This window comes from Sediminitomix flava, assembly GCF_003149185.1.
Taxonomy (GTDB): domain Bacteria; phylum Bacteroidota; class Bacteroidia; order Cytophagales; family Flammeovirgaceae; genus Sediminitomix; species Sediminitomix flava.
The window spans coordinates 301,081-320,760 of the sequence record NZ_QGDO01000004.1; the positions used below are offsets into that span (position 1 = coordinate 301,081).

Consider the following 19,680-nt stretch of genomic DNA (forward strand, 5'->3'; position numbering starts at 1 on the left):
CATTTCTATATACCCTCACTACAGACTTTTTTATAATTTGGACGTAAAAGCTAAGAACTCATCAATCTCATAACCCATGAAATCATCATTCCTAATCTTTTGTCTGTTTAGTTTATTCTTCTTCACTTCATGCGAAGATGAAAGAAGTATACTACCTAATACTTCATCTAGTCAAGTCTCTACATTGAATCAAACATTCTTAAACCTCAGTAGTGACAATACGAATTTTGAAGATTTTACAGGCTCTGCAAAACTAACACTCACTAGTGACTATATTTTAGCTTATGAGCTTTCATTTAACGGTATGCCAGAAGGTGTTACCCTTTCAAAAGCTGTGATGTTCAAAAATATAGATGGCAGTGAAAGAGAAGTCTTCTTAAACTTAGTAGATGGCATCAATACTAACTTTGATGAAGCATATTCAGTTCGTGAGCAAGTACAACTTCAATCTGATGAAGCTAATACGTTTTTGAATAGACCTTTGGAACTTCACATTTATGTAGAAGAAGCAAATGAAAGTGTGTTCACTGTATCGCTAAATAACGAATAAAGTATATGAAAAGAGCGATATGAATTAACTCATATCGCTCTTCTTTGTACTAATTATAAACCAGTACTCTACCACCACATTGCGTAGATTGCCGAAACTGCAGCAAACAATGCAATTGAAGTAATATTGAATACCATACTCGTTCCGAACAAGCCTTTTGTAAGCTCAAAGCCTTTGCTTTCTTTTTTACTTTCCAATAAGCTAATTCCTACCATTAGAGTACAAAGAGTCACGAAAACGACTCCCATCTGATCGATAAATGGCATATCTGGGAATAAAAACGCATCTACTGCAACAGAGAAAGGAATAGATGCTAGTGCCGTTGTCAATGCTGCATTTGCCGTTGCTTTTTTCCAGAAAAGACCGAACAAGAAAATAACGACAACTCCTGGGCTTACATAACCTGAATACTTTTGGATAAATTGGAATGCTTGATCTAAGTTTGCTAGCTGAGGGCCTACCAAAACTGCAATTACTAAAGCAAAGAAACTTGTGATACGACCAATCGTTACCAACTTCCCTTCAGAAGCTTTAGAGTCAATCAAGTTTTTATAAATATCTAATGTAAAAATAGTTGAAATACTATTTATCATTGAACTCAATGAAGAAACAACTGCGGCAATCAAAGCTGCAAATGCCAAACCTTTTACTCCTGTAGGCACAAAAGTATTCAACAACCAAGGGTATGCTTCATCTGGTTTAGAAATATCTGCTTGTAATGCATAAGCTGCAATACCTGGAATCACTACGATTAGTGGTAAAACTACTTTCAAGAATCCTGCGAATACAATTCCTCTTTGCCCTTCTTCTAATGTTTTAGCTGCCAAAGCTCTTTGGATAATATATTGGTTACACCCCCAATAGCCTAAGTTGGCAATCCACATTCCTCCTACTAGAACTGACACTCCTGGCAAATATTCATATGCAGGGTGGTTCTCACTAAAGATTAGGTCAAACTTTTCTGGTGCCTTTTCAATAAGTGTTGACATCCCTGCCACAAAACCGTTTGATTCTCCTACGGCATCTAAAGCCAAATAAGTAGTAATCAAACCTCCACCAATTAGGAAGACAACTTGTACTACGTCTGTCCATGCTACAGCTTTTAATCCTCCATAAATAGAGTATACTCCCGAAAAGACCGCCAATCCAATAATTCCGTAAAGCAATTCTACTCCCATGATTTCTTCAAGAGCCAAAGCACCCAAATAAAGAATAGACGCTAGGTTTACGAATACATATAAGAAAATCCAGAATACGGCTAAACTTGTACGAACACGCCCATCATAACGGTGCTCCAAAAATTGTGGCATTGTGAAAATTTTCTCTTTCAAGAAAATCGGTAGAAAATACTTTGCGACAACCAGTAAGGTAATTGCAGCCATAAGTTCGTAACTGGCAATTCCAAAACCGATTGCAAAACCAGAACCTGACATTCCGATAAACTGTTCTGCAGAAATGTTTGATGCGATAAGTGACGCTCCGATAGCCCACCAAGGAAGTGATTTACTGGCAAGAAAATAATCTTCGGTATTTTTCTCTTCACCTTTTTTATCTCTCGATACCCATAATCCGACTCCAATGATAAGTAAACAGTATGCGACAAAGACTACGATGTCTATGGTTGAAAAATCCATAATATTAGTTAGATAGTTAGTTGTATTGTTTTTAGCTATGAATAAAAAACTTCAGTCGATTAAAATATGAAACACCTTGGCTACTAGACCTCTTTGGCATTCCTCAATTAAAAACAGCCTACTAAATAGAAGATATTGGCGTAAAATGCTAGAGTTTATGAAAATTTTACAAAAAACAAGAAATACCAAATCAATCTACACCCTTTTTAGAACAAAATTACCCCCCACCTTACTTCATTGTACTGATTTATAAAGAGTATATGTTCTATCACTTGACAAGGCTTAAATCCTTTAAACTAAAACTTTGAGAATAGATGGTCACTAAAAAAGACCATATGCTCTCTTTAGTTAAAATCAGAAAATCATGAAAATGAAGAAAATTCTTATTGCAGTAGGCATGTCATTGTTCCTTTCTAGCTGTGCTATTGTTCAAAGTCCTGTTTCAGGCTTTATTTACACTGACTTGAAGGCTCCTTTTGCTGTTACTGACAACTCACAGTCTTCAAAAGTAGGTACTGCTGAAGTAAAAAGTATTCTAGGTATTGTAGCACAAGGAGATGCTAGTATCGAGAAAGCTGCAAAGTCTGCGGGAATTACAAAAATTCATCACGTAGATTATCATGCGCACAACATCATTGGTATTGTTGCTACATTTAAAGTAATGGTATATGGTGAATAAAAAATATACGGCAGGGATATACAAAAGTATATCCCTGTTTTTCTTTCTGCTTCTAAGTGTGTCCGTTCAAGCACAAGACATTTCGAAATACTTTACATCACACTATCAAGAAGGTGGTTCGCTCTACTTTATTTTCCCACAGGATGGGTTTGTAAATGAGTCCAACAAAAATCCTTTCACATACGACATCACCTATTTGGTGTCCAAAGATACCGTTACCCTCAATTTTTCTTATCTGGATGCTTCACAGATAGAAATTGAAAAGCTATCGCTAAAAACTGAAGAAGGGTCTAAATCCTTCAAAACCAAAAAAATATTTGTAGAAAGCGAAGATGAAAAATGGCATCATCGTTACACCGCACTCATCCCTTATGCAGATATAAAGGCATTATTCAAACAACACGAGCTACAACCAAAATTGGCTTTGGTCTGTGAAAGTGAGCATATTGACCTTTGTATAAAAGCGAGTAAGTGGGAAAAGCAATCTTCCATTATCAGTAAGATTTTTATGGAAATTGATGCCAATCAGAAATAAGTTTTCCTCTAAAAATTAGACAAGCCTTACCAATATTTAAATTGTGTAAGGCTTTACTTTTATTAGCAATTAATGACAAACTGCATTCCCGTATTTATCACTGATTTTTTGAAATTCACGCTTTAAATGATTTTAACAGAATACGCATTTATAAGCGTGTAGAGAATAGACTAAACACAAATGAAAACTCCTAAATTTCCACATCCACTAACCATTCTCACAGTCTTTGTTTTTTTGGCTGCCGGATTAACTTACCTTCTTCCATCTGGAATTTACAATAGGTCTTTAGACCCAAACACAGGGAGAGAATTAGTTGACCCGACCTCTTTTCATCAAGTAGAAGACATTAATATCAATTTTTTAGATGCGCTTGTCGCAATTCCTCAAGGAATGGAAAAAGCTGCTGATATTATTTTCTTGATCATTGTAGCGGGTGGTGCTTTTATGGTCATCGAAAAAACAGGTGCTTTAAAAGCTGCTATTGATCGACTTGTTCACAAGTTTGAGGGGAAAGAACTCTTTGCAATTCCTGTGGTCAGCTTACTCTTTTTTACGGGAGGGGCTTTGCAGAATATGCAAGAAGAAATTATTGCCGTAGTACCAATCCTTGTGATCATGACAAGAAGTCTGGGCTTTAGTAATTTGGTTGCTGTGGCTATCAGTTTAGGTGCGGCGGCTGTCGGAGCTTCATTTTCACCAATCAACCCATTTCAAGCTGTAGTTGCTCAAAAAATTGCAGGACTACCTATCAATAGCGCATGGGAATTTAGAATTGCATTTCTCCTTTTAGCCTATACTCTTTGGACTTTAGGAGTCATTTATTACGCAAAAAAGCATCCGATCAAAAAGGAAAAAGTTACTGAAAATACTCCAGATGATTTCAAATGGCAACATGGGATTATTCTAGGTTTAATCCTCTCTACTTTTGTAGTAATTTCAATAGGCGTTACCAAGTTCGATTGGGAATTCAATCATATCACAGCTCTATTTCTAGCCTTAGGTGTTGTATCAGGTATTTTAGGAAGAATGGGGGTTTCGGGAACAGTCAATGCTTTTACCGAAGGTTTCAATGACATTGCCTCTTCTGCGTTATTAGTTGGTGTTGCAAAAGCCATTTTTGTCGTTATGGATGAAGGACAAATTGTTGATACTTTGGTTTACTACCTTTCTCAACCACTCAACGGACTCCCTGCCCAAGTTACGGCGATCGGAATGATGGGAATTCAGTCCATTATTCATATTCCTGTACCTAGTGTTTCGGGACAAGCGGCACTTACAATGCCATTGTTCACACCACTCGGTGATCTTTTAGGAATTTCAAGACAAGTTGTCGTCTTGGCTTATCAGTATGGTGCTGGTCTTGCAGAACTCATTTTACCGACCAATGGCTCACTTATGGCCATCTTGGTAGCAGCAGGTGTTAACTACAAAACTTGGCTGAATTTTGCCTTAAAAATGTATGGCATCCTCATCGGTCTTGGTGTTATTGCTTTGGTGATAGCTATCCAAATCGGACTTCAATAATTCTTGTACAGGTGAAAAATAAAATGCCATCAGATAAACTGATGGCATTTTATTTTTAGGTAGTAAGACATAAGAATACTGGTATTACTATCCTTAGAGTTAACGAAGTGAGTGATTTAGATATGAAGAACTGCGTCCGCCTCTGTATCCATTTGTGAGTTCTTAGAGAAACTCTAAGTACAGTATTTTTTTAAAACAGAAGTCATATGCCCACCTACTGAAACTAGTACAATCCAAAGCTTCATTCGCTAAATTACTTAACTGTTTTATAGCTAGTTGACCTTTTCCAAACTAAAGCTTTCTTTGGTCAATTCTTCCGATACCTCCCAAAGCCTTGCTGCTATTTTCTTATCATGAGAATAGTCCGTAGAACTAACTTTCCCTGCCTCACCCTTCATTTCTCGAAATCCTGTTGGACCAAAATATTCCCCACCTTTTACATCTTGCCCCAAAGCTGCTAACAATGTTGGTCTTGCACCTTCTTCTGGATTATGAGCAAATAATGGAGAAATCACTGAAAAGATTGAAACCATCACTGACGGTAAATGCTGTGCTAAATTCGTTGTTGACACCCCAGGATGAGCAGCCACTGATAAAACTTTGCTATTAGACTGCTTCAGTTTCCGATCCAACTCATAAGCAAACATCAGACAAGCCAACTTACTTTGTCCATAAGCCTTCATTTTCTGATAATCTCGTTCACTATTCAAATTCTCAAAATCAATCGTTGCTTTTCTGTGGGCAATACTACTCAAAGTAACCACTCTTGCTCCTTCTGTCTGATTAAGTGTAGGTAACAAAAGCATGGTCAGTAAAAAATGATTGAAGTAATTCACTCCCATCTGACTTTCGTAACCATCTTCTGTAAGTGAAAATGGCGGAACCATAATTCCTGCATTGTTGATCAGAAGGTCTAGTTTTGAGTAACGTTCTAAATACGTACGAACAAATGCACGTACAGAAATAGCCGAACTAAGATTTAATGGGATAAATACTAAATCTGCATTGGGAATTTCTTTCTTGAGTTCAGCTATGGCATTTTGGGCTTTTTTTTCATTTCGACAAGCCATAATTACGGTTGCCTCCTTTTTGACTAAAGCTCTTGCTGTTTCATAGCCTAAACCAATATTTGCTCCTGTTACAATGGCAATACGCCCTTTCTGATTGGGGAAGTTTTTGAGATTAAATTTTTCCATCTTATTTGTAGAGAGTATGTTGTAGAAATCAGATACTACTGAAGATAAAGGAATAATTCCACTCAAACTACATATTTCACCAGGCTATTTTTCTTTTGTGATATCGTAGATTTTAGAAATCTGTCTGAAAATATGCTCATAGTCAGGAATAGAATGTTTGCGTTGAGCCGTTTCCAATTGAGTTTTTAATTTCTGAATCTCACCTGCCAAATTTTTCTCTTCTATTTTTCGATTCGTCAAATCATTTTGGAGTTGCTTTACATGAGAACTCATCAAATCTGCATTTCCAGAAAGATTATTCAAGATGCTTAAATACTGATCTAATAATTGACTTCGGGAAGTATGCGGATACCTCACTTTATGATCTATTTCACTCCAAGCTTCTTCATAGATTGTTCTTACCTGTATCTCTGCCAAATACTCCGTTTTTGTAGGTTTTGTCTTGAGTAAATAGTGTACTGATCTATAGCCATAAGGGTGTTCTTGAATGTTACACCCAAAACTTTCCAAGCCTTCACGGTAAGTTTTAGGATCGCCTTCTCGCACATAAGCTACAGGAGATTCATGCAATTCCCAAGTTGAAGTCAGAAAATCATTGATCGGGAGAATGTCTTCCTTGAATAAATGAAGCATTCGGATGCCTATCAAATCCGTGATTTGGGTTCTATAATTTTGAAGATTAATCTCTCGGTCGGGATGAAGAAGACGTTTTCGGATAATCTTATCCATCAAGTGTGCCGTGTCCTTGATTCTGTAACGAACCGAATGAACTTTATCCGCTTTTAGAAAACGTGATACAATGTATTCTGCTGGGGCATATAGTTCTTCTTTAAACTCGATATAATCTTCTTTGATCGCCATCAATTCATCCCAAGTCAAACCTGTCTGCTCAAGTTCTTTTTCTGAGATATTATATTTTTCGATAAGATCCTTTTTCTCCATTGTATATCAATTTCTACAATTCTATAAACAACCCTATTTGCAAATAAGGACAAGTTAAGAATGTATTTTTCAGATACGTAGTTTGAAATGCTAACATTTCCTTTTGAATATACCAACTAGAGAAGGGTTTTTAAACACAAAAAAGCCTCATCACTTTTGCTAAAAGTAATGAGGCAATCTCAAGTAAAACTTTTGGATTAATACATTCCAGCAAAGTTATAGAAGTGCTCTTTCATGATTTGAACAAAACCACCTTCTACTTTATCATCTTGCATTGCTTTCGGGTTTGTATATGCTCTTAAGATTTCAGCACCTGCACCTTCCCAAGTAAACGGTATTGCACCTGCTTGTACCATTCTTTGGATCGCTCTATTGTGTGCATCTGTAGTAGCATCTCCCATTACATCCGTTAAAATATACACCTCATAACCATCTGCTATTGCATCTAGTGCCGTGTAAGTCGGACAGCCCGAAGTCCAAAGCCCTGTAATTAGAAGCTTCTTTCTTCCTGTTTTCTTCACCGCATCAATGACCGCTTTGTTTTGCCACGCATTCAACGAAATACGGTCGATGTTTTCAACTTCAGTATCAATTTCTTGCTTGATGTCTGCAACTGTAGGTTTGTTTGCCCCAAGCTCCACTCCAATCGTTGACTCAATGACAGGAATGTCAAATACATTGGCTGTTTTAATGATTGCCTGTGTATTATTCACCAATACCTTTTGGTCGATGTTTTTAACTACACCTAACATCTCATCTTGAAAGTCGATGACTAACAAAACAGTATTTTCAGATGTAAGCAGATTGTCTGTTTTAGGATCTTTTGGAATGAAATTCTCTCCAATTTTCTGTGCATTGGCACTCAAGCCTACCAAAAGAAAAATGAATACGAATAGCGATTTTGAGAATGTTGTCACTTTTTTCATGATTGTAGTTTTTAGATTTTATTTCTGTTTCCTTTATAGCTTTTAAGAAATCATTCAAGCTTAAATATTTAGTGCTTGTTTGACTTATTGTACACTACAAAGGACTTGAAAAAAGTGACGCTCATAAAGGTAAAAAAATGGCGAAGAAGGGTAAAAATTGGATTACAGCATCTCCGTGTTATTCTATATCTAGCTCATCGCTTAGCTGTGCTATTTTTTCTTGTGTGACTCCGTAAAGGTCTTTGTAATTATCATAATAACTTTCCAGCGGATCGTTCAATCCATCTATTTCTTCTATATAACTGCTCAGAAACTCCAATACCTCTTTTCGCCCTTCTTCCGAATACAGTTTATCTTGCTCTACTTTAAAAAGCTTACTGCCTATGTACTTCTTCTTATTCAGAACGACATTGATTAATTCTACTTTGGCGTCGGGTATAAAATAACTTAAGCCTACTTCTTCCGTGAGTATTTTGGTTTCTACAGGCGACTGCTCAATCGCTTCTATCAACTTAGGCAAATCATCTCTTCTTGCCGTTTTCTTTATCAAACGATCTATCCACACCATATTCGCAATGGTATCTTCCAAGCCTTGACCAAGGTAAATTGCCAGACCAAAATAAGAGTATATCAGTTTGTATTGCCCTTCTTCTTCTTGATTATCGAAATTCATATATAAGGATATAAAATAGCGGAGATTGACACACAACTAAGTTTTTTAAACAGTAAGAAGATAATTCTCTTTTATAATTATGCGGATTATTTTCATTTCATTAAAAAACATCTTTGAATGGTATAATTTAAACGGATTTTAAAATTGAGTTATTCAGTAGGTGAATCATTCAATTTAGATTCTTTTGCAAATCCTTCTTTCATAAAGCTCTGTTGGTAAATATTTTTGTTAACAATAAAATTGACAACCTAATTAACCTACCTTTTTTTAGTTATTTGTTTTAAGTGATATGTTGTATCATCTCATAAAGTATATTTCGAGATATGTCTTTCTAAAAGTATATCTTCATCGAGTTAAAAGAGTAAACTGGGATAAAATCCCTTGGGACAAGCCTCTGATCTTGGCTGCAAATCATCCTGCGACCTTACTTGACCCAACCCTATTGGGAAGTTATGCAGAAAAAAACGTCCATTATCTCGCAAAAGCCTCACTTTTCAATAGCAATTGGAAAAACAAGTTATTCCGATCTTTACATATGATTCCTGTCGTACGAGCGATGGACAAAGGAGAAGGAAACAAGATTGGAGCAAAGAACAGCGATAGTTTTCAACATTGCTACGAGGTACTAAAGCAAAATGAAGGCATTGTGATTTTCTCAGAAGGAGTTTCGATTTGGGGAAGACAACTCAAGAAATTAAAAAGTGGAACTGCCCGTATCGCCTTTGGGGCAGAACTCGAAAACAATTATGATTTAGATGTTTACATCGTCCCGATTTCTTTAAACTATACAGACATTACTCGTCCTTTTTCTAGTGTTATGATGGTTGCTGGTGAACCGATCAGAATCAGAGACTATCAAATAGATTATGAAGAAAATTCTTCCGCGACCACGCGAAAAGTAACCAAACTCCTAGAAGATCGACTGACTGAAAACCTTTACCTCACAGATGGACGAAGCCAAGAAATAGAGATTGAAATGATTTCGGGTATGTATTTCGAAAGCTCTTTTCACAACCTTAAAGTCGGCTATCAACTCAAAGACCATTTGGATTGGCAAAAAAATGTAGGGCATTACATTCAAAGACTAAAAGAAGAGGATCCCGAAAGACTCAAATTTATTCGTAAGCAAATCGATATGTACCAAGCTTCCATCAATATTTTCGGTTTGAAAGACTACGCTTTTTGGTACAAAAATCAGAATCAGCTCAGAATTAGTTTAGCTATGATTTTGGGCTTTATCATCTCCCCTATTTTCTTGTGGGGTGTTTTTCACCATTATCCTATTTATAAATCGGTTCAGAAAATTGCAAAGAAACTCGCTCAGCCTGTAGAATCTTGGGCACCTGTCATGCTTATACTTGCCTCCATCGCTTTACCTCTGAGTTATTGGGTTTATGCGAGTATTTACCAACACTTTTTTAACCAAGGACTTATCGTATATTTATTAAGTCTTCCAATTTCTGCCTACACCGCTGGTCATCTTTGGTATTATTACAAAACTCGAGGAATTCAATGGCGTAGACTATGGTTAAGACTAAGACACCCGAATGTCTACAAACAAATAGAAGTACAACGCAATAAAGTTTTAAGCCTGATCGATGATGTTATCAAGACTTATGAGGGGAAAGAAATATAAGCTTGGATTGGCGCTTTCTGGTGGTGGAGCCAAAGGTTTGGCGCACATCGGAATCATCAAATACCTTGTAGAAACCGAGCGCATACCCGAAATTATAGCAGGGACAAGTGCTGGTTCATTGGTCGGGACACTCTTTGCTGCGGGTAATTCCATTGAAAAAATTCAAGACTTCTTCTACTCTAACTCTTTATTTTCTTGGAGCTATTTCTCAACAAATCAAGCTGGACTTATAGACCCCGCTAAATTGCGTAAACTCCTAGAGCCTTACTTCCCCGAAGATAATTTTGAAGCCTTACAAATCCCTGTGAAAATAGTTGCCACAGATATGCTACAAGGGAAGGTAAAGGTCTTTGAAGAAGGCTCTGTGATTGATAGTGTACTCGCTTCCATTGCCTATCCTTTTGTGTTTGCCCCAATGAAAATTGGTAATACAATTTATAGTGATGGCGGAATTCTGAATCATTTTCCGGCTGACCTCATCCATAAAGATTGTAAAAAGCTAATTGGAGTATATGTATCTCCCGATGAACAAAAGACAGAGGAAGATCTCAAAAATGTGCGTCAGATTGTAATTAGAGCCATGGAACTCATGGGTGTTGAAGCTGAAAGAAAAAAGTTTGACCTCTGCCATGATATGTTTTATATGGATGAATTACTCGGATACACCACTTTCGACACACGCAATGAAATCTTAGACGAAATTATAGATATTGGCTACCAAAGTGCCAAATCGCATTACGAAAAAGATCATGTAACTACATAATTTTCAAGAGTCTATTCTTTATTTCAGTAAGAGAATAGGCTTTTTTTATTGCTCTTTTCCTACCTAAGTTTCATTAAACTTACATCTCCACTTTTTTCTTATCTCTATCGGAACATTGCCTTCTCAAATTCCATTTAGGGATTTGTAAATACAAGAAAATAACTAACCTAACTATTAACCTTGAAATACCTACTAACTCTCACTCTATTGTTGTGCCTTCTAAGCTCAACCTATTCCCTAATTGCCCAAGATGAACTAGCTTGTAATTGTGATATCATCGTCCCAGCGGGTACAACTACCATCAATGGGGATTTTGAAAATGCTCTTTCTTCCGAATTTGCAGTACAAGTTTCTGGAGGAGAAACCATTTGTCTTTCGGCAGGAGATTACCCCGACCTTAACATCAAAAACTTAAAAGGTACAGCTGAAAATCCTATCACGATTATCAATTGTGGTGGAAAAGTCAGAATTGGCACATCACCTTGGACACATGCGGTCAAAATCAATAATACCGAGCATCTCCGTTTTTCAGGTACAGGAGTAGAAGGACTCACCTACGGTATTGAAGTCACATTTCTTACTTACAGAGAAGTCATTGCTCCTAGCGGAATCATCACCGAAGGTCAGTGTCAAGGCTTAGAATTAGATCACCTCGAAATCCACAATACACCTTTTGCGGGTATAATCATCAAGTATGATCCTAAGTGCTTTTTAGAAGACTCTTGGCAAAGAAATTACCTCATGCAAGGTATTCGTGTGCATGACAACTGGATTTATGATACAGGAAGTGAAGGTCTCTATATCGGATATACAGGAGGCCCAATTGACTGTGATGCTGAAAATACCATCTTCCCTCATAAAATTGAGAATGTTCAGATTTACAAAAACCTAATCCAACGAACAGGTTGGGATGCGCTTCAAGTCTACCAAACAAGTAATTGTGATATCTATGAAAATGTAGTTGAAGATTACGGCTTCTTCAACGAGTTATTTCAGAATACAGGAATTGATATCGGATGGAAAACCTCTGCCCGAATCTACAACAACAAAGTAAATAGAGGTTCTGGAATAGGAATCGAGATAAAAGCCCAAGGCGGAATTGAAGTATTCAATAATCAGATAAGCAACGCTGGCTTTGATGGTATTTATGCCAATGATGTGGATACCGAAGTGGGTCGACTAGCCTACCGATTTACACACAATACCATAGTAAAAACAGGTCGTTACGGTATCAGACTTGAAAACTTCCAAACAGATAATCAAGCCCCTAATAGCCTTGACCTTATTGCCAACAATCTGATTACTGAAATCACACCTAGTTCTGTTTCTTTGTCTACTAGTACTTCAAGTATTTCTCCTTCTGTTATTCGTTCTTTTAGCACAAGCTCTGATACCAAGTCAAAGAGCAGTGAGAAAGAAACACGAAAAGAGGAAAAAGAGCAAGAAAAGGAAGACCGAAAAGAAGCTAAACAAGAGTGGAAAGAATTTAAGAAATGGCTCATAGATAATAAAGCACATTGGAAAAACTGGGTAAAAATTGAAATGGAAAATGAAATAGATCCACAAACCCAAGTTTACTTTACAGAAATGTTAGATAAATACAAAACGCAGCGGATGACGACCGACATTGAAGAAATACAGTCTAAATCTACATTTTCTACCCTTTCTATTCCTTTTATCAATAAGGATTATATCTATACCGCCCGCCCATTCAATGTAGATACACTCGGTAACTGTAACCACGTAGAAGCGCGTACAATCCTTTTCACAGATACTTTAAACGGAGATTTTAGTCTTCAGATCGGGTCACCTGCAATGGATATATGCCCTACAGTCAGTTTAGCCCCAAATGTTGATATTAATGGAGAAGAACGAATCAGTGGTTCTGCTGCTGATGCTGGAGCAATCGAACTGCAACAGTATTATGTTGAGGTCGAAAATAGTTTGGGAGAAGCCATTGAAGGTACACTCAAAATTTACGATGGAAGTACGTACCAAACCTATGAAAGCCCACTGACTGGGAAATGGATTTTACCAAAAACTCAAACGTATTCAAAGGTGAGGTTAATCGTCAATAACGGTCAAAAAACCATCTCAAATCCATTTAAAAATGAAGATGGGCGGTTTTTCCAAACGATTCCTGTCAGTGTTTCTCTCTTGAACTCCGATAGTATCCCACTCGAAGGAGGTCGCATTCAACATGCTGGTGGAGAAACTGCTTTCGATGAAGTATTTGCAGCAACAGATACCAATGGTACATCTAGTCTAGAACTGCTTCCTGCTACATACAAATTCAGAATGACCTACGCTCATGGGAGTGAACAAAAAAATAGTATCAAAATAAAAGAAGGGAATCAGAATGTGATTTTCCAAACTGTAAACACACAATTAGCCCTTGATCGTTGTGAAGATGAAACGAGAATAGCTCCTCAAGCGGCGGTCATTTACAAAGGCTTTGATAAAAGTACAACCCCTCTTTATACTGATTCAAATGGAGAAGTTTACACAGAACTCCTACCCGATGTGTATAACTTTTGGGTAACCGCAAATGACAAAACAATCAAGTTTTCGAAAGTACATGTAGACTTAACTACACCTTTTGCTCATTTTCCACTTTCAAAAACACAATTCCTTAATGATGGATTAGTGCAATTTAAAGCTGGAGGAGAATGGTATGACCTTCCCGAAGAGGGAATAGAATTGATTGAGGGAAACTATCGATTCAGAACTTTTGATACTAATGGAGTAAAAACACTCGATCAGACTATGGCGGTAAGTGGTTGTGCGTTTATTTATGACAACTTACCAAGTTCACCCGAAATACCAGAAACAAGTATATATCCACAGCCTGCAAATACACATATTTTTGTACCAATGATCCCACAACTTCCCGATGAAGTCATCATTTTTGACATTAACTCAAATATATACCCTGTATCTTTTAATGATATTTCATTTGAAGGTGGTGTATTCAAGATTAACCTTCAAAATATGGGCTTAAATAATGGTCTCTACATCTTGCAATGGTCTATCGATAATCAGTCTTCTTCTGAAACTTTTATGATTCAAAATTAGAAGAGTAAAATAGAGCTTTAGTTCCTTGATAACTAAAGCTCTAAAATAAAGAAAGCGATACAACACTAGGCTGTACCGCTTATATTTTTGGTGTCTATAATGACTATCCTAAATGAATTTTCTTATTTGAAAATCCAAAGTGTAGTTGACTGGTGATCTTCTCCAATCAAAGCTTTACCTTGATTGTAACCAGCTGGGTTCAACAACTCCTCTTCTTGAGCGAAGTTAACACGAGCTGGAAGATCATCGATATCTACCAAAGGAGCAAAGAATACATCGTTTGCATCTCCCATAGGAGCATCAGCGATAATTGCATTACCGTCAAGGTAGTTTGCACCTGTAAAGTCACCTTTCTTGATTAGGTGTTTAGGGTAACCCGTTCTACGGTACTCAGACCATGCTTGGTGAGGCTGTCCGTACAACGCAATGTACTTTTGAGTAAGTACTGTTTCTTCAGAAGCCGCTGGAAGATTAGCGATATAAGCGTCGATGTCTGCTGACTCAACACCCCATCTTTCCATAGAAGCTCTTACACCAGCTTCGTAGTTTGCTTGATCAAATCCGTTGATTTCTGAAAGCAAGAAGTAAACTTCTGCTGCTTCAATATAAATTTCAGCTGCATCTGCTGCCAATACAGGCTCACCTGGCATAGATACTCTTGACATTGCAAATGCACCAGCTACTTCACTTGGTACACCGTAAGGGATACCTTCGTAATCTGCAGGGTCTAAAGACTGAGCGTCTTCAACTGTTCCACCTCTAAAGTGAGTTTCATCAACATTTACAGAAACTGCATATCTGAATAAACGAGGGTCAGTAAGATCTGCAAATGGGTTAGCAGTACCGTTTGTAGAAGTTTTACCTTTCAACAAGTCGATTAATGGTTTTGCTACTGCAAAGTCAGTACGGTTATTTACGAAGTATGCTTTATACATTGGCGCTCCTTTCAAAGTAGAACCATCGTAGAACCATGCTGCGTTATCGTCATTTGAAGTAATCAAATTCTCACCGTTTGCAAGCTCAGCAATTGTTTCTGCTGCACCTGGTACTCCTTGTTTTTGTGCTTGAACAGCAATTCTTAAACGTAAAGAGTTACCAAATTTTTTCCAGCTTGCTGCTGTTTCTCTTTCGAAAATAATATTTCTATCAAATACTCTTTCTCCTTCGTCAATTGCAGCAACAGCTTCGCTCAACTCGTTCAAAAGATCTGCATAAATACGCTCTTGAGAAACATAATCAGGGTTTGTAACACCTTCATGCGCCATCAAAGCATTAAAGTCAGGATTCTCCTCTTTTGATCCGTAAGTAGAGTAAGGAACTGGACCGTAAGTATCAGTGATTAATTGGAATGCCCAAGCTTTCATGATACGAGCCGCTTGAATTTGGTTGTTAGGGTTTCCGTAAGCCAAGCTATACGCTCCTGACAATTCTGGATCTTCAGCAATCTCGATGATACGCTCGAAGTCCATTACAGTACCATACAATGCTTTGAAAGTCGAGTTATTTGAGTTCTCTCTGTACTGGAATCTATCTTCTTCAGTATAGTTTACTTGTGCCCAGTACTGAACCCATGGTGTTACCATACGACCAGCAAACCATTCATCACGAATGTTATCCATCAAGACTCTTGAGCCACTCAAAGCTAGAGATACTGTTGGTACATTTTCTGGATCGTTAGGGTTAGTATTGATCTCCTCAAAGTTCTTGGTACAAGACGTCAGCAATACTGCTGCCGTCCCGATACCCATAACTATTTTATTGAATAATCTCATGTATAAATCGAATTTAAGTAAGTTGGTAGTTTAGTTTAGAATTTTGCTGACAGGTTGAAACCAAATGTCGCTGTTGATGGTAATGCACCACCTTCTAGACCTTGTACGTTACCACTTGAAGTAACTGCCATCTCAGGATCGATATGTTTGTTTGCCAATCCCCACATTGCTAGGTTACGTCCGTATGCTGAAAGTCTCAACTTCTGAACATGACCGCCGAACAATGCTTGAGGGAATGTATAACCAATGTTCACATCACGTAGCTTCACATAAGAAGCATCGAATACGTTTTGTGCTTGTGGTCCTGAATAGTGATCCGATCCCCATTGTTGCGCTGAAATTGCTGTTGTGTTTGGAGTACCATCTGCATAAACTGCATCCAATACGATTCCATTCTCACGAACACCATTTGCAGCTGTCTCTTCTAACATACCTGAGTACATACCCCACATGTAAGTAGTCGAGTGATAGCTACCACCTTGTTGCTTATCGATCAAGAAACTGAAATCAAGATTCTTGTATCTGAATGTGTTTCTAATACCCAAGTTATAATCTGGAACTACTGAACCCAATACTTCTGTACCTGAAGTTAAGTAACGTCCGTCTTCACCTACAATTGGCTTACCAGTTTCTTCGTGGTATACATAGTTCGTACCCATGATTGCTCCGTAAGATTGTCCAACGAATGCGTTAACTGATACTGCGAAAGGTGCATTTGCCATACGGTAGTTGTCGATACCAGGAGCAAGTTCTGTTAACTGGTTGATGTTTTTCGAGAAGTTCACGTTCACATTCCAAGAGAAATCTTTTGTTCTGATCACGTCAGCTCCTAACATCAATTCAACCCCTTTGTTCTCCATTGTACCTGCGTTCATCATTTGGTAGTAGTACCCTGACGAACCTGACAATGCTACAGTAGTAATCAAGTCTTCAGTTTTGTTCTCGTAGTAAGTCGCATCAATAGTGATTCGACTATCAAACATTGCTGCTTCCAAACCAACTTCCCAAGAGTTTGTACGCTCTGGTCTCAAGTCTTCTGCCAAAAGTGTATTTGGAACAGTATAATCGAAACCTACACCATCCGTGTTTACATACGTCTCTCTCAACATGTAAGGGTCAGTATCGTTACCTACTTGAGCGAAACCTGCACGAACCTTACCGAAGTCTAACCATGATACATTTTGTACTGCTGGAAGTTCAGTGAATACAAATGAACCTGTGATTGATGGGTAGAAGTAAGAGTTATTACCTTCTGGAAGTGTTGAAGACCAGTCGTTACGAGCTGTAACATCTAAGTACAACATGCTTCTCCAACCTAATGAAGCACTTCCGAATACTGAGTTTACTTTCTTCTCATATTTTCCATTCTCAACAAGCGCTGGGTCAATTGAGTTAGTCAAAGTATATACACCTGGCAATTGAAGACCACCTACAGTAGTACCGTACATGTTATCTCTTACCATATGTCTTTGGTTCACACCAACGTTACCTGACAAGTTGAAGTCAGAACCTAGATCTTTATTGAATGCAACCATACCTTCATAGTTGAATTCTTTAAAGTTCTCAATCAATTGAGAGAAACCTGATTGCGCTTGAGAACCTACTGCTGTTCTTTCGTTTACTACGAAATTATACATATCTCCGTATACCTTACCAGAAGCTGTTAACCAGTCATTGATTTGGTAAGTCAAACCAATGTTACCATAGAATCTATCTCTTTGGTCATCTTGGTAGTTCTCGTAACGAACCCAATATGGGTTATCCGTATATTGTGGATTTGGATTAGTAAGTGACGTTCTGTTCCAAGTTCTTTGAGAACCATCAGCATATTTATAGTCAGATAGTCTTTCCATATCCAACTGACGTTGTCCCCACTGCGTGAATTGTTGCATTACGTTACCACCATCGTATCCAGTCATAGGACGAGCAGTAGTTTGTGTATTCATATAGTTAACTGCTGCTTGTGCTGTTAACTTATCAGTCAATTTGTAGTTACTGTTCAAGCTGAATCCGTTCTTTTGCATTTCGTGATTCGGCATTGTACCAGAAGCAGTTTGGTTAGTGTATGACAAACGGAAAGAACCTTTATCATTGTTACCTACTACTGCTACCGAGTTTTTGAACCCAACTCCTAATTCAAAGAAGTCTTCTACATCATTTGTTGGCGCTGTCCAAGGAGAAGCTCCTGTTACTTGGCCGTTCATATCGATATTGTGCCATTGTACAACTTGTTGTCCACCGTATTTAGGACCCCAACTTTGGTCCATTGCAAAGTTTGCTACAGGAACTTTAGTACCATCAGACATCGTGTAATACTCAGAGAAATCTCCGAAACCACCACCGTATTGTCTTTGTAAGCTTGCCATTCTGTTCACTTTTTCAAAAGCTACTGTAGAATTCCACTCAACACCGATACCTTTTTGACCGTTATTTCCTTTTTTCGTAGTAATCATAACGACACCATTAGCCGCACGTGAACCGTACAATGCTGCTGCCGCTGGACCTTTCAATACTGACATTGTTTCAATGTCATCTGGGTTAATATCTAGCGCCATGTTACCATAGTCATAACCACCTGCACCCCTTGCTGCATTAGCAGAGTTGAAGTTAGAGTTATCTAAAGGCACACCGTCTACTACATATAGAGGTTCGTTGTTTCCTGAGATTGATGAAGCTCCACGTACCAATACACGTGTAGAACCACCCATCATACCTCCACCACCAGATACTTGTACACCGGCTACGTTACCTGAAAGCGCTGACATGGCACTTGATGGCTGAGATTCTGCGAGTTGTGCTCCATCCACTGCTTGAACTGAATAACCTAGAGATGCTTTATCTCTTGAAATACCCAAGGCAGTAACGACTACTTCCTCTAATTGCTCAGCATCTTCGACCAATGAAATATTAACTTCCGATTTTGATCCGACTGCTACAGTTTGCGTTGCATAACCTACACTACTGAACTGGAGTTCTGCTCCTTCCTCTGGAACGTCAACAGTGTAAATACCTTCGAAGCTTGTAATACTACCAGTAGTTGTTCCTACTACAAGGACTGCAACACCTGGTAATGGCTCTCCATTTGCGTCAGTAACAGTACCTGTTACTTGTCTTTCTTGTCCTATAGCTATTGAGATTGTTCCCAACAACATAGACAGGGCAAAAAGTGTTCTTCTCATCATAGACATTAAATTGAGACTGCTAGTTTAGTTGTTTCTAATCCATACTTCATTACTTATATAAAGCGTGAAGTTTTATGCTATTCTATCTGTGTTGATTATTTCGACAGCGCCCGAAGACCTGTCTGTTTCTGTTTAGAGAGAATAAGCTTGTTTGTTGTATTTTCTTAATTTTCGTCTCCAATATTAACTAAAAATCAACTTTACATCAAACGTGTTTTTCTTTATTCACAAAAAAACGAACTCTACTTTACGTTATTCTTAATGAAACTTCAGTTTTGTTGCATTTTTATTTAATCTAAACACTGTACATGATTACCAGATAGTCGCCTTAAATTCACACTCTTTATTTCAAACACGGTCTTATAACCACTCATGATATTTTTTCTATCACTTTATTCACGATTGTTAGAACTATTTTCATTTTTCTATTTACATATCGTGTAATCTATGTTATGTGAATCATTATTACTATTTAACTATCTCTTTCTCTGTATCATGATTTTCAGTTGATTTATTGTTTTGAAGTGATACAAGTATAATAGGTTTTGAAAAAAAGTTAAAATTAACGTCTTGATGACGTTTATTAAAAATGC

Annotated in this window: 14 protein-coding genes; 7 read left to right on the forward strand and 7 right to left on the reverse strand. The window is 37.7% G+C overall.

What is annotated here, in order from left to right; genetic code table 11:
* The first annotated feature begins 76 nt into the window (after positions 1–76).
* Positions 77–550, forward strand: a complete 474-nt coding sequence (locus BC781_RS16705; RefSeq protein ID WP_109619875.1) for a hypothetical protein — start codon at positions 77–79, stop codon at positions 548–550.
* Between the two features lie 68 nt (positions 551–618).
* Here BC781_RS16705 and BC781_RS16710 read toward each other — a convergent pair whose 3' ends face one another.
* The gene (locus BC781_RS16710) at positions 619–2,184 is read right to left on the reverse strand and encodes a sodium/sugar symporter (protein WP_109619877.1); all 1,566 of its coding nucleotides are present in this window, start codon (positions 2,182–2,184) and stop codon (positions 619–621) included.
* 364 nt (positions 2,185–2,548) lie between these two features.
* Here BC781_RS16710 and BC781_RS16715 point away from each other — a divergent pair, with 364 nt between their 5' ends.
* The 3 genes from BC781_RS16715 to BC781_RS16725 all read left to right on the forward strand — a co-directional run bounded on the left by BC781_RS16715 (position 2,549) and on the right by BC781_RS16725 (position 4,922).
* The gene (locus BC781_RS16715; RefSeq protein WP_211323854.1) at positions 2,549–2,863 is read left to right on the forward strand and encodes a TRL-like family protein; all 315 of its coding nucleotides are present in this window, start codon (positions 2,549–2,551) and stop codon (positions 2,861–2,863) included.
* Positions 2,853–3,398, forward strand: coding sequence for a hypothetical protein (locus BC781_RS16720; RefSeq protein WP_109619879.1), 546 nt, complete (start codon positions 2,853–2,855; stop codon positions 3,396–3,398). The genes BC781_RS16715 and BC781_RS16720 overlap by 11 nt, the downstream gene beginning before the upstream one ends.
* Positions 3,399–3,578: 180 nt before the next feature.
* Positions 3,579–4,922 (forward strand): YfcC family protein, encoded by a 1,344-nt coding sequence (locus tag BC781_RS16725; RefSeq protein WP_109619881.1) that lies wholly within the window; start codon positions 3,579–3,581, stop codon positions 4,920–4,922.
* A gap of 272 nt (positions 4,923–5,194) precedes the next feature.
* Here the strand turns inward: BC781_RS16725 and BC781_RS16730 are convergent, their stop codons facing one another.
* The 4 genes from BC781_RS16730 to BC781_RS16745 form a co-directional block, all read right to left on the reverse strand.
* A complete protein-coding gene (locus BC781_RS16730; RefSeq protein ID WP_109620205.1) occupies positions 5,195–6,118 on the reverse strand; it encodes an oxidoreductase in 924 nt (307 codons plus the stop codon).
* Positions 6,119–6,202: 84 nt separating this feature from the next.
* Positions 6,203–7,060, reverse strand: a complete 858-nt coding sequence (locus BC781_RS16735) for a RelA/SpoT domain-containing protein (RefSeq protein ID WP_109619883.1) — start codon at positions 7,058–7,060, stop codon at positions 6,203–6,205.
* A 197-nt stretch (positions 7,061–7,257) separates the two neighbouring features.
* Positions 7,258–7,986, reverse strand: coding sequence for an isochorismatase family protein (locus BC781_RS16740; RefSeq protein ID WP_109619885.1), 729 nt, complete (start codon positions 7,984–7,986; stop codon positions 7,258–7,260).
* Positions 7,987–8,164: 178 nt separating this feature from the next.
* The gene (locus BC781_RS16745; protein ID WP_109619887.1) at positions 8,165–8,659 is read right to left on the reverse strand and encodes a hypothetical protein; all 495 of its coding nucleotides are present in this window, start codon (positions 8,657–8,659) and stop codon (positions 8,165–8,167) included.
* 289 nt (positions 8,660–8,948) lie between these two features.
* Here BC781_RS16745 and BC781_RS16750 point away from each other — a divergent pair, with 289 nt between their 5' ends.
* From BC781_RS16750 to BC781_RS16760, 3 genes are all read left to right on the forward strand, one after another.
* Positions 8,949–10,295, forward strand: coding sequence for a 1-acyl-sn-glycerol-3-phosphate acyltransferase (locus BC781_RS16750; RefSeq protein WP_109619889.1), 1,347 nt, complete (start codon positions 8,949–8,951; stop codon positions 10,293–10,295).
* Positions 10,276–11,058, forward strand: a complete 783-nt coding sequence (locus tag BC781_RS16755; protein ID WP_158281505.1) for a patatin-like phospholipase family protein — start codon at positions 10,276–10,278, stop codon at positions 11,056–11,058. Before BC781_RS16750 ends, BC781_RS16755 begins: the two co-directional genes overlap by 20 nt.
* A gap of 180 nt (positions 11,059–11,238) precedes the next feature.
* Positions 11,239–14,133, forward strand: coding sequence for a right-handed parallel beta-helix repeat-containing protein (locus BC781_RS16760; RefSeq protein WP_109619899.1), 2,895 nt, complete (start codon positions 11,239–11,241; stop codon positions 14,131–14,133).
* Between the two features lie 122 nt (positions 14,134–14,255).
* Here the strand turns inward: BC781_RS16760 and BC781_RS16765 are convergent, their stop codons facing one another.
* Positions 14,256–15,905 carry a SusD/RagB family nutrient-binding outer membrane lipoprotein gene (locus tag BC781_RS16765; RefSeq protein ID WP_109619901.1) on the reverse strand — a complete coding sequence of 550 codons (1,650 nt, stop codon included), beginning with the start codon at positions 15,903–15,905 and terminating at the stop codon, positions 14,256–14,258.
* A gap of 35 nt (positions 15,906–15,940) precedes the next feature.
* On the reverse strand, positions 15,941–19,087 hold the full coding sequence (locus BC781_RS16770) for a SusC/RagA family TonB-linked outer membrane protein (protein ID WP_158281506.1): 3,147 nt from the start codon (positions 19,085–19,087) through the stop codon (positions 15,941–15,943).
* Between the last annotated feature and the right edge of the window lie 593 nt (positions 19,088–19,680).

Bases quoted from the DNA above. Each gene is read 5' to 3' on its own strand.
- BC781_RS16740 (WP_109619885.1), bottom strand. From the start codon at position 7,986: ATGAAAAAAGTGACAACATTCTCAAAATCGCTATTCGTATTCATTTTT.
- BC781_RS16755 (WP_158281505.1), top strand. From the start codon at position 10,276: ATGAGGGGAAAGAAATATAAGCTTGGATTGGCGCTTTCTGGTGGTGGA.
- BC781_RS16765 (WP_109619901.1), bottom strand. From the start codon at position 15,905: ATGAGATTATTCAATAAAATAGTTATGGGTATCGGGACGGCAGCAGTA.
- BC781_RS16725 (WP_109619881.1), top strand. From the start codon at position 3,579: ATGAAAACTCCTAAATTTCCACATCCACTAACCATTCTCACAGTCTTT.
- BC781_RS16770 (WP_158281506.1), bottom strand. From the start codon at position 19,087: ATGATGAGAAGAACACTTTTTGCCCTGTCTATGTTGTTGGGAACAATC.
- BC781_RS16705 (WP_109619875.1), top strand. From the start codon at position 77: ATGAAATCATCATTCCTAATCTTTTGTCTGTTTAGTTTATTCTTCTTC.
- BC781_RS16750 (WP_109619889.1), top strand. From the start codon at position 8,949: ATGTTGTATCATCTCATAAAGTATATTTCGAGATATGTCTTTCTAAAA.
- BC781_RS16720 (WP_109619879.1), top strand. From the start codon at position 2,853: ATGGTGAATAAAAAATATACGGCAGGGATATACAAAAGTATATCCCTG.
- BC781_RS16710 (WP_109619877.1), bottom strand. From the start codon at position 2,184: ATGGATTTTTCAACCATAGACATCGTAGTCTTTGTCGCATACTGTTTA.
- BC781_RS16745 (WP_109619887.1), bottom strand. From the start codon at position 8,659: ATGAATTTCGATAATCAAGAAGAAGAAGGGCAATACAAACTGATATAC.
- BC781_RS16735 (WP_109619883.1), bottom strand. From the start codon at position 7,060: ATGGAGAAAAAGGATCTTATCGAAAAATATAATATCTCAGAAAAAGAA.
- BC781_RS16730 (WP_109620205.1), bottom strand. From the start codon at position 6,118: ATGGAAAAATTTAATCTCAAAAACTTCCCCAATCAGAAAGGGCGTATT.
- BC781_RS16715 (WP_211323854.1), top strand. From the start codon at position 2,549: ATGAAAATGAAGAAAATTCTTATTGCAGTAGGCATGTCATTGTTCCTT.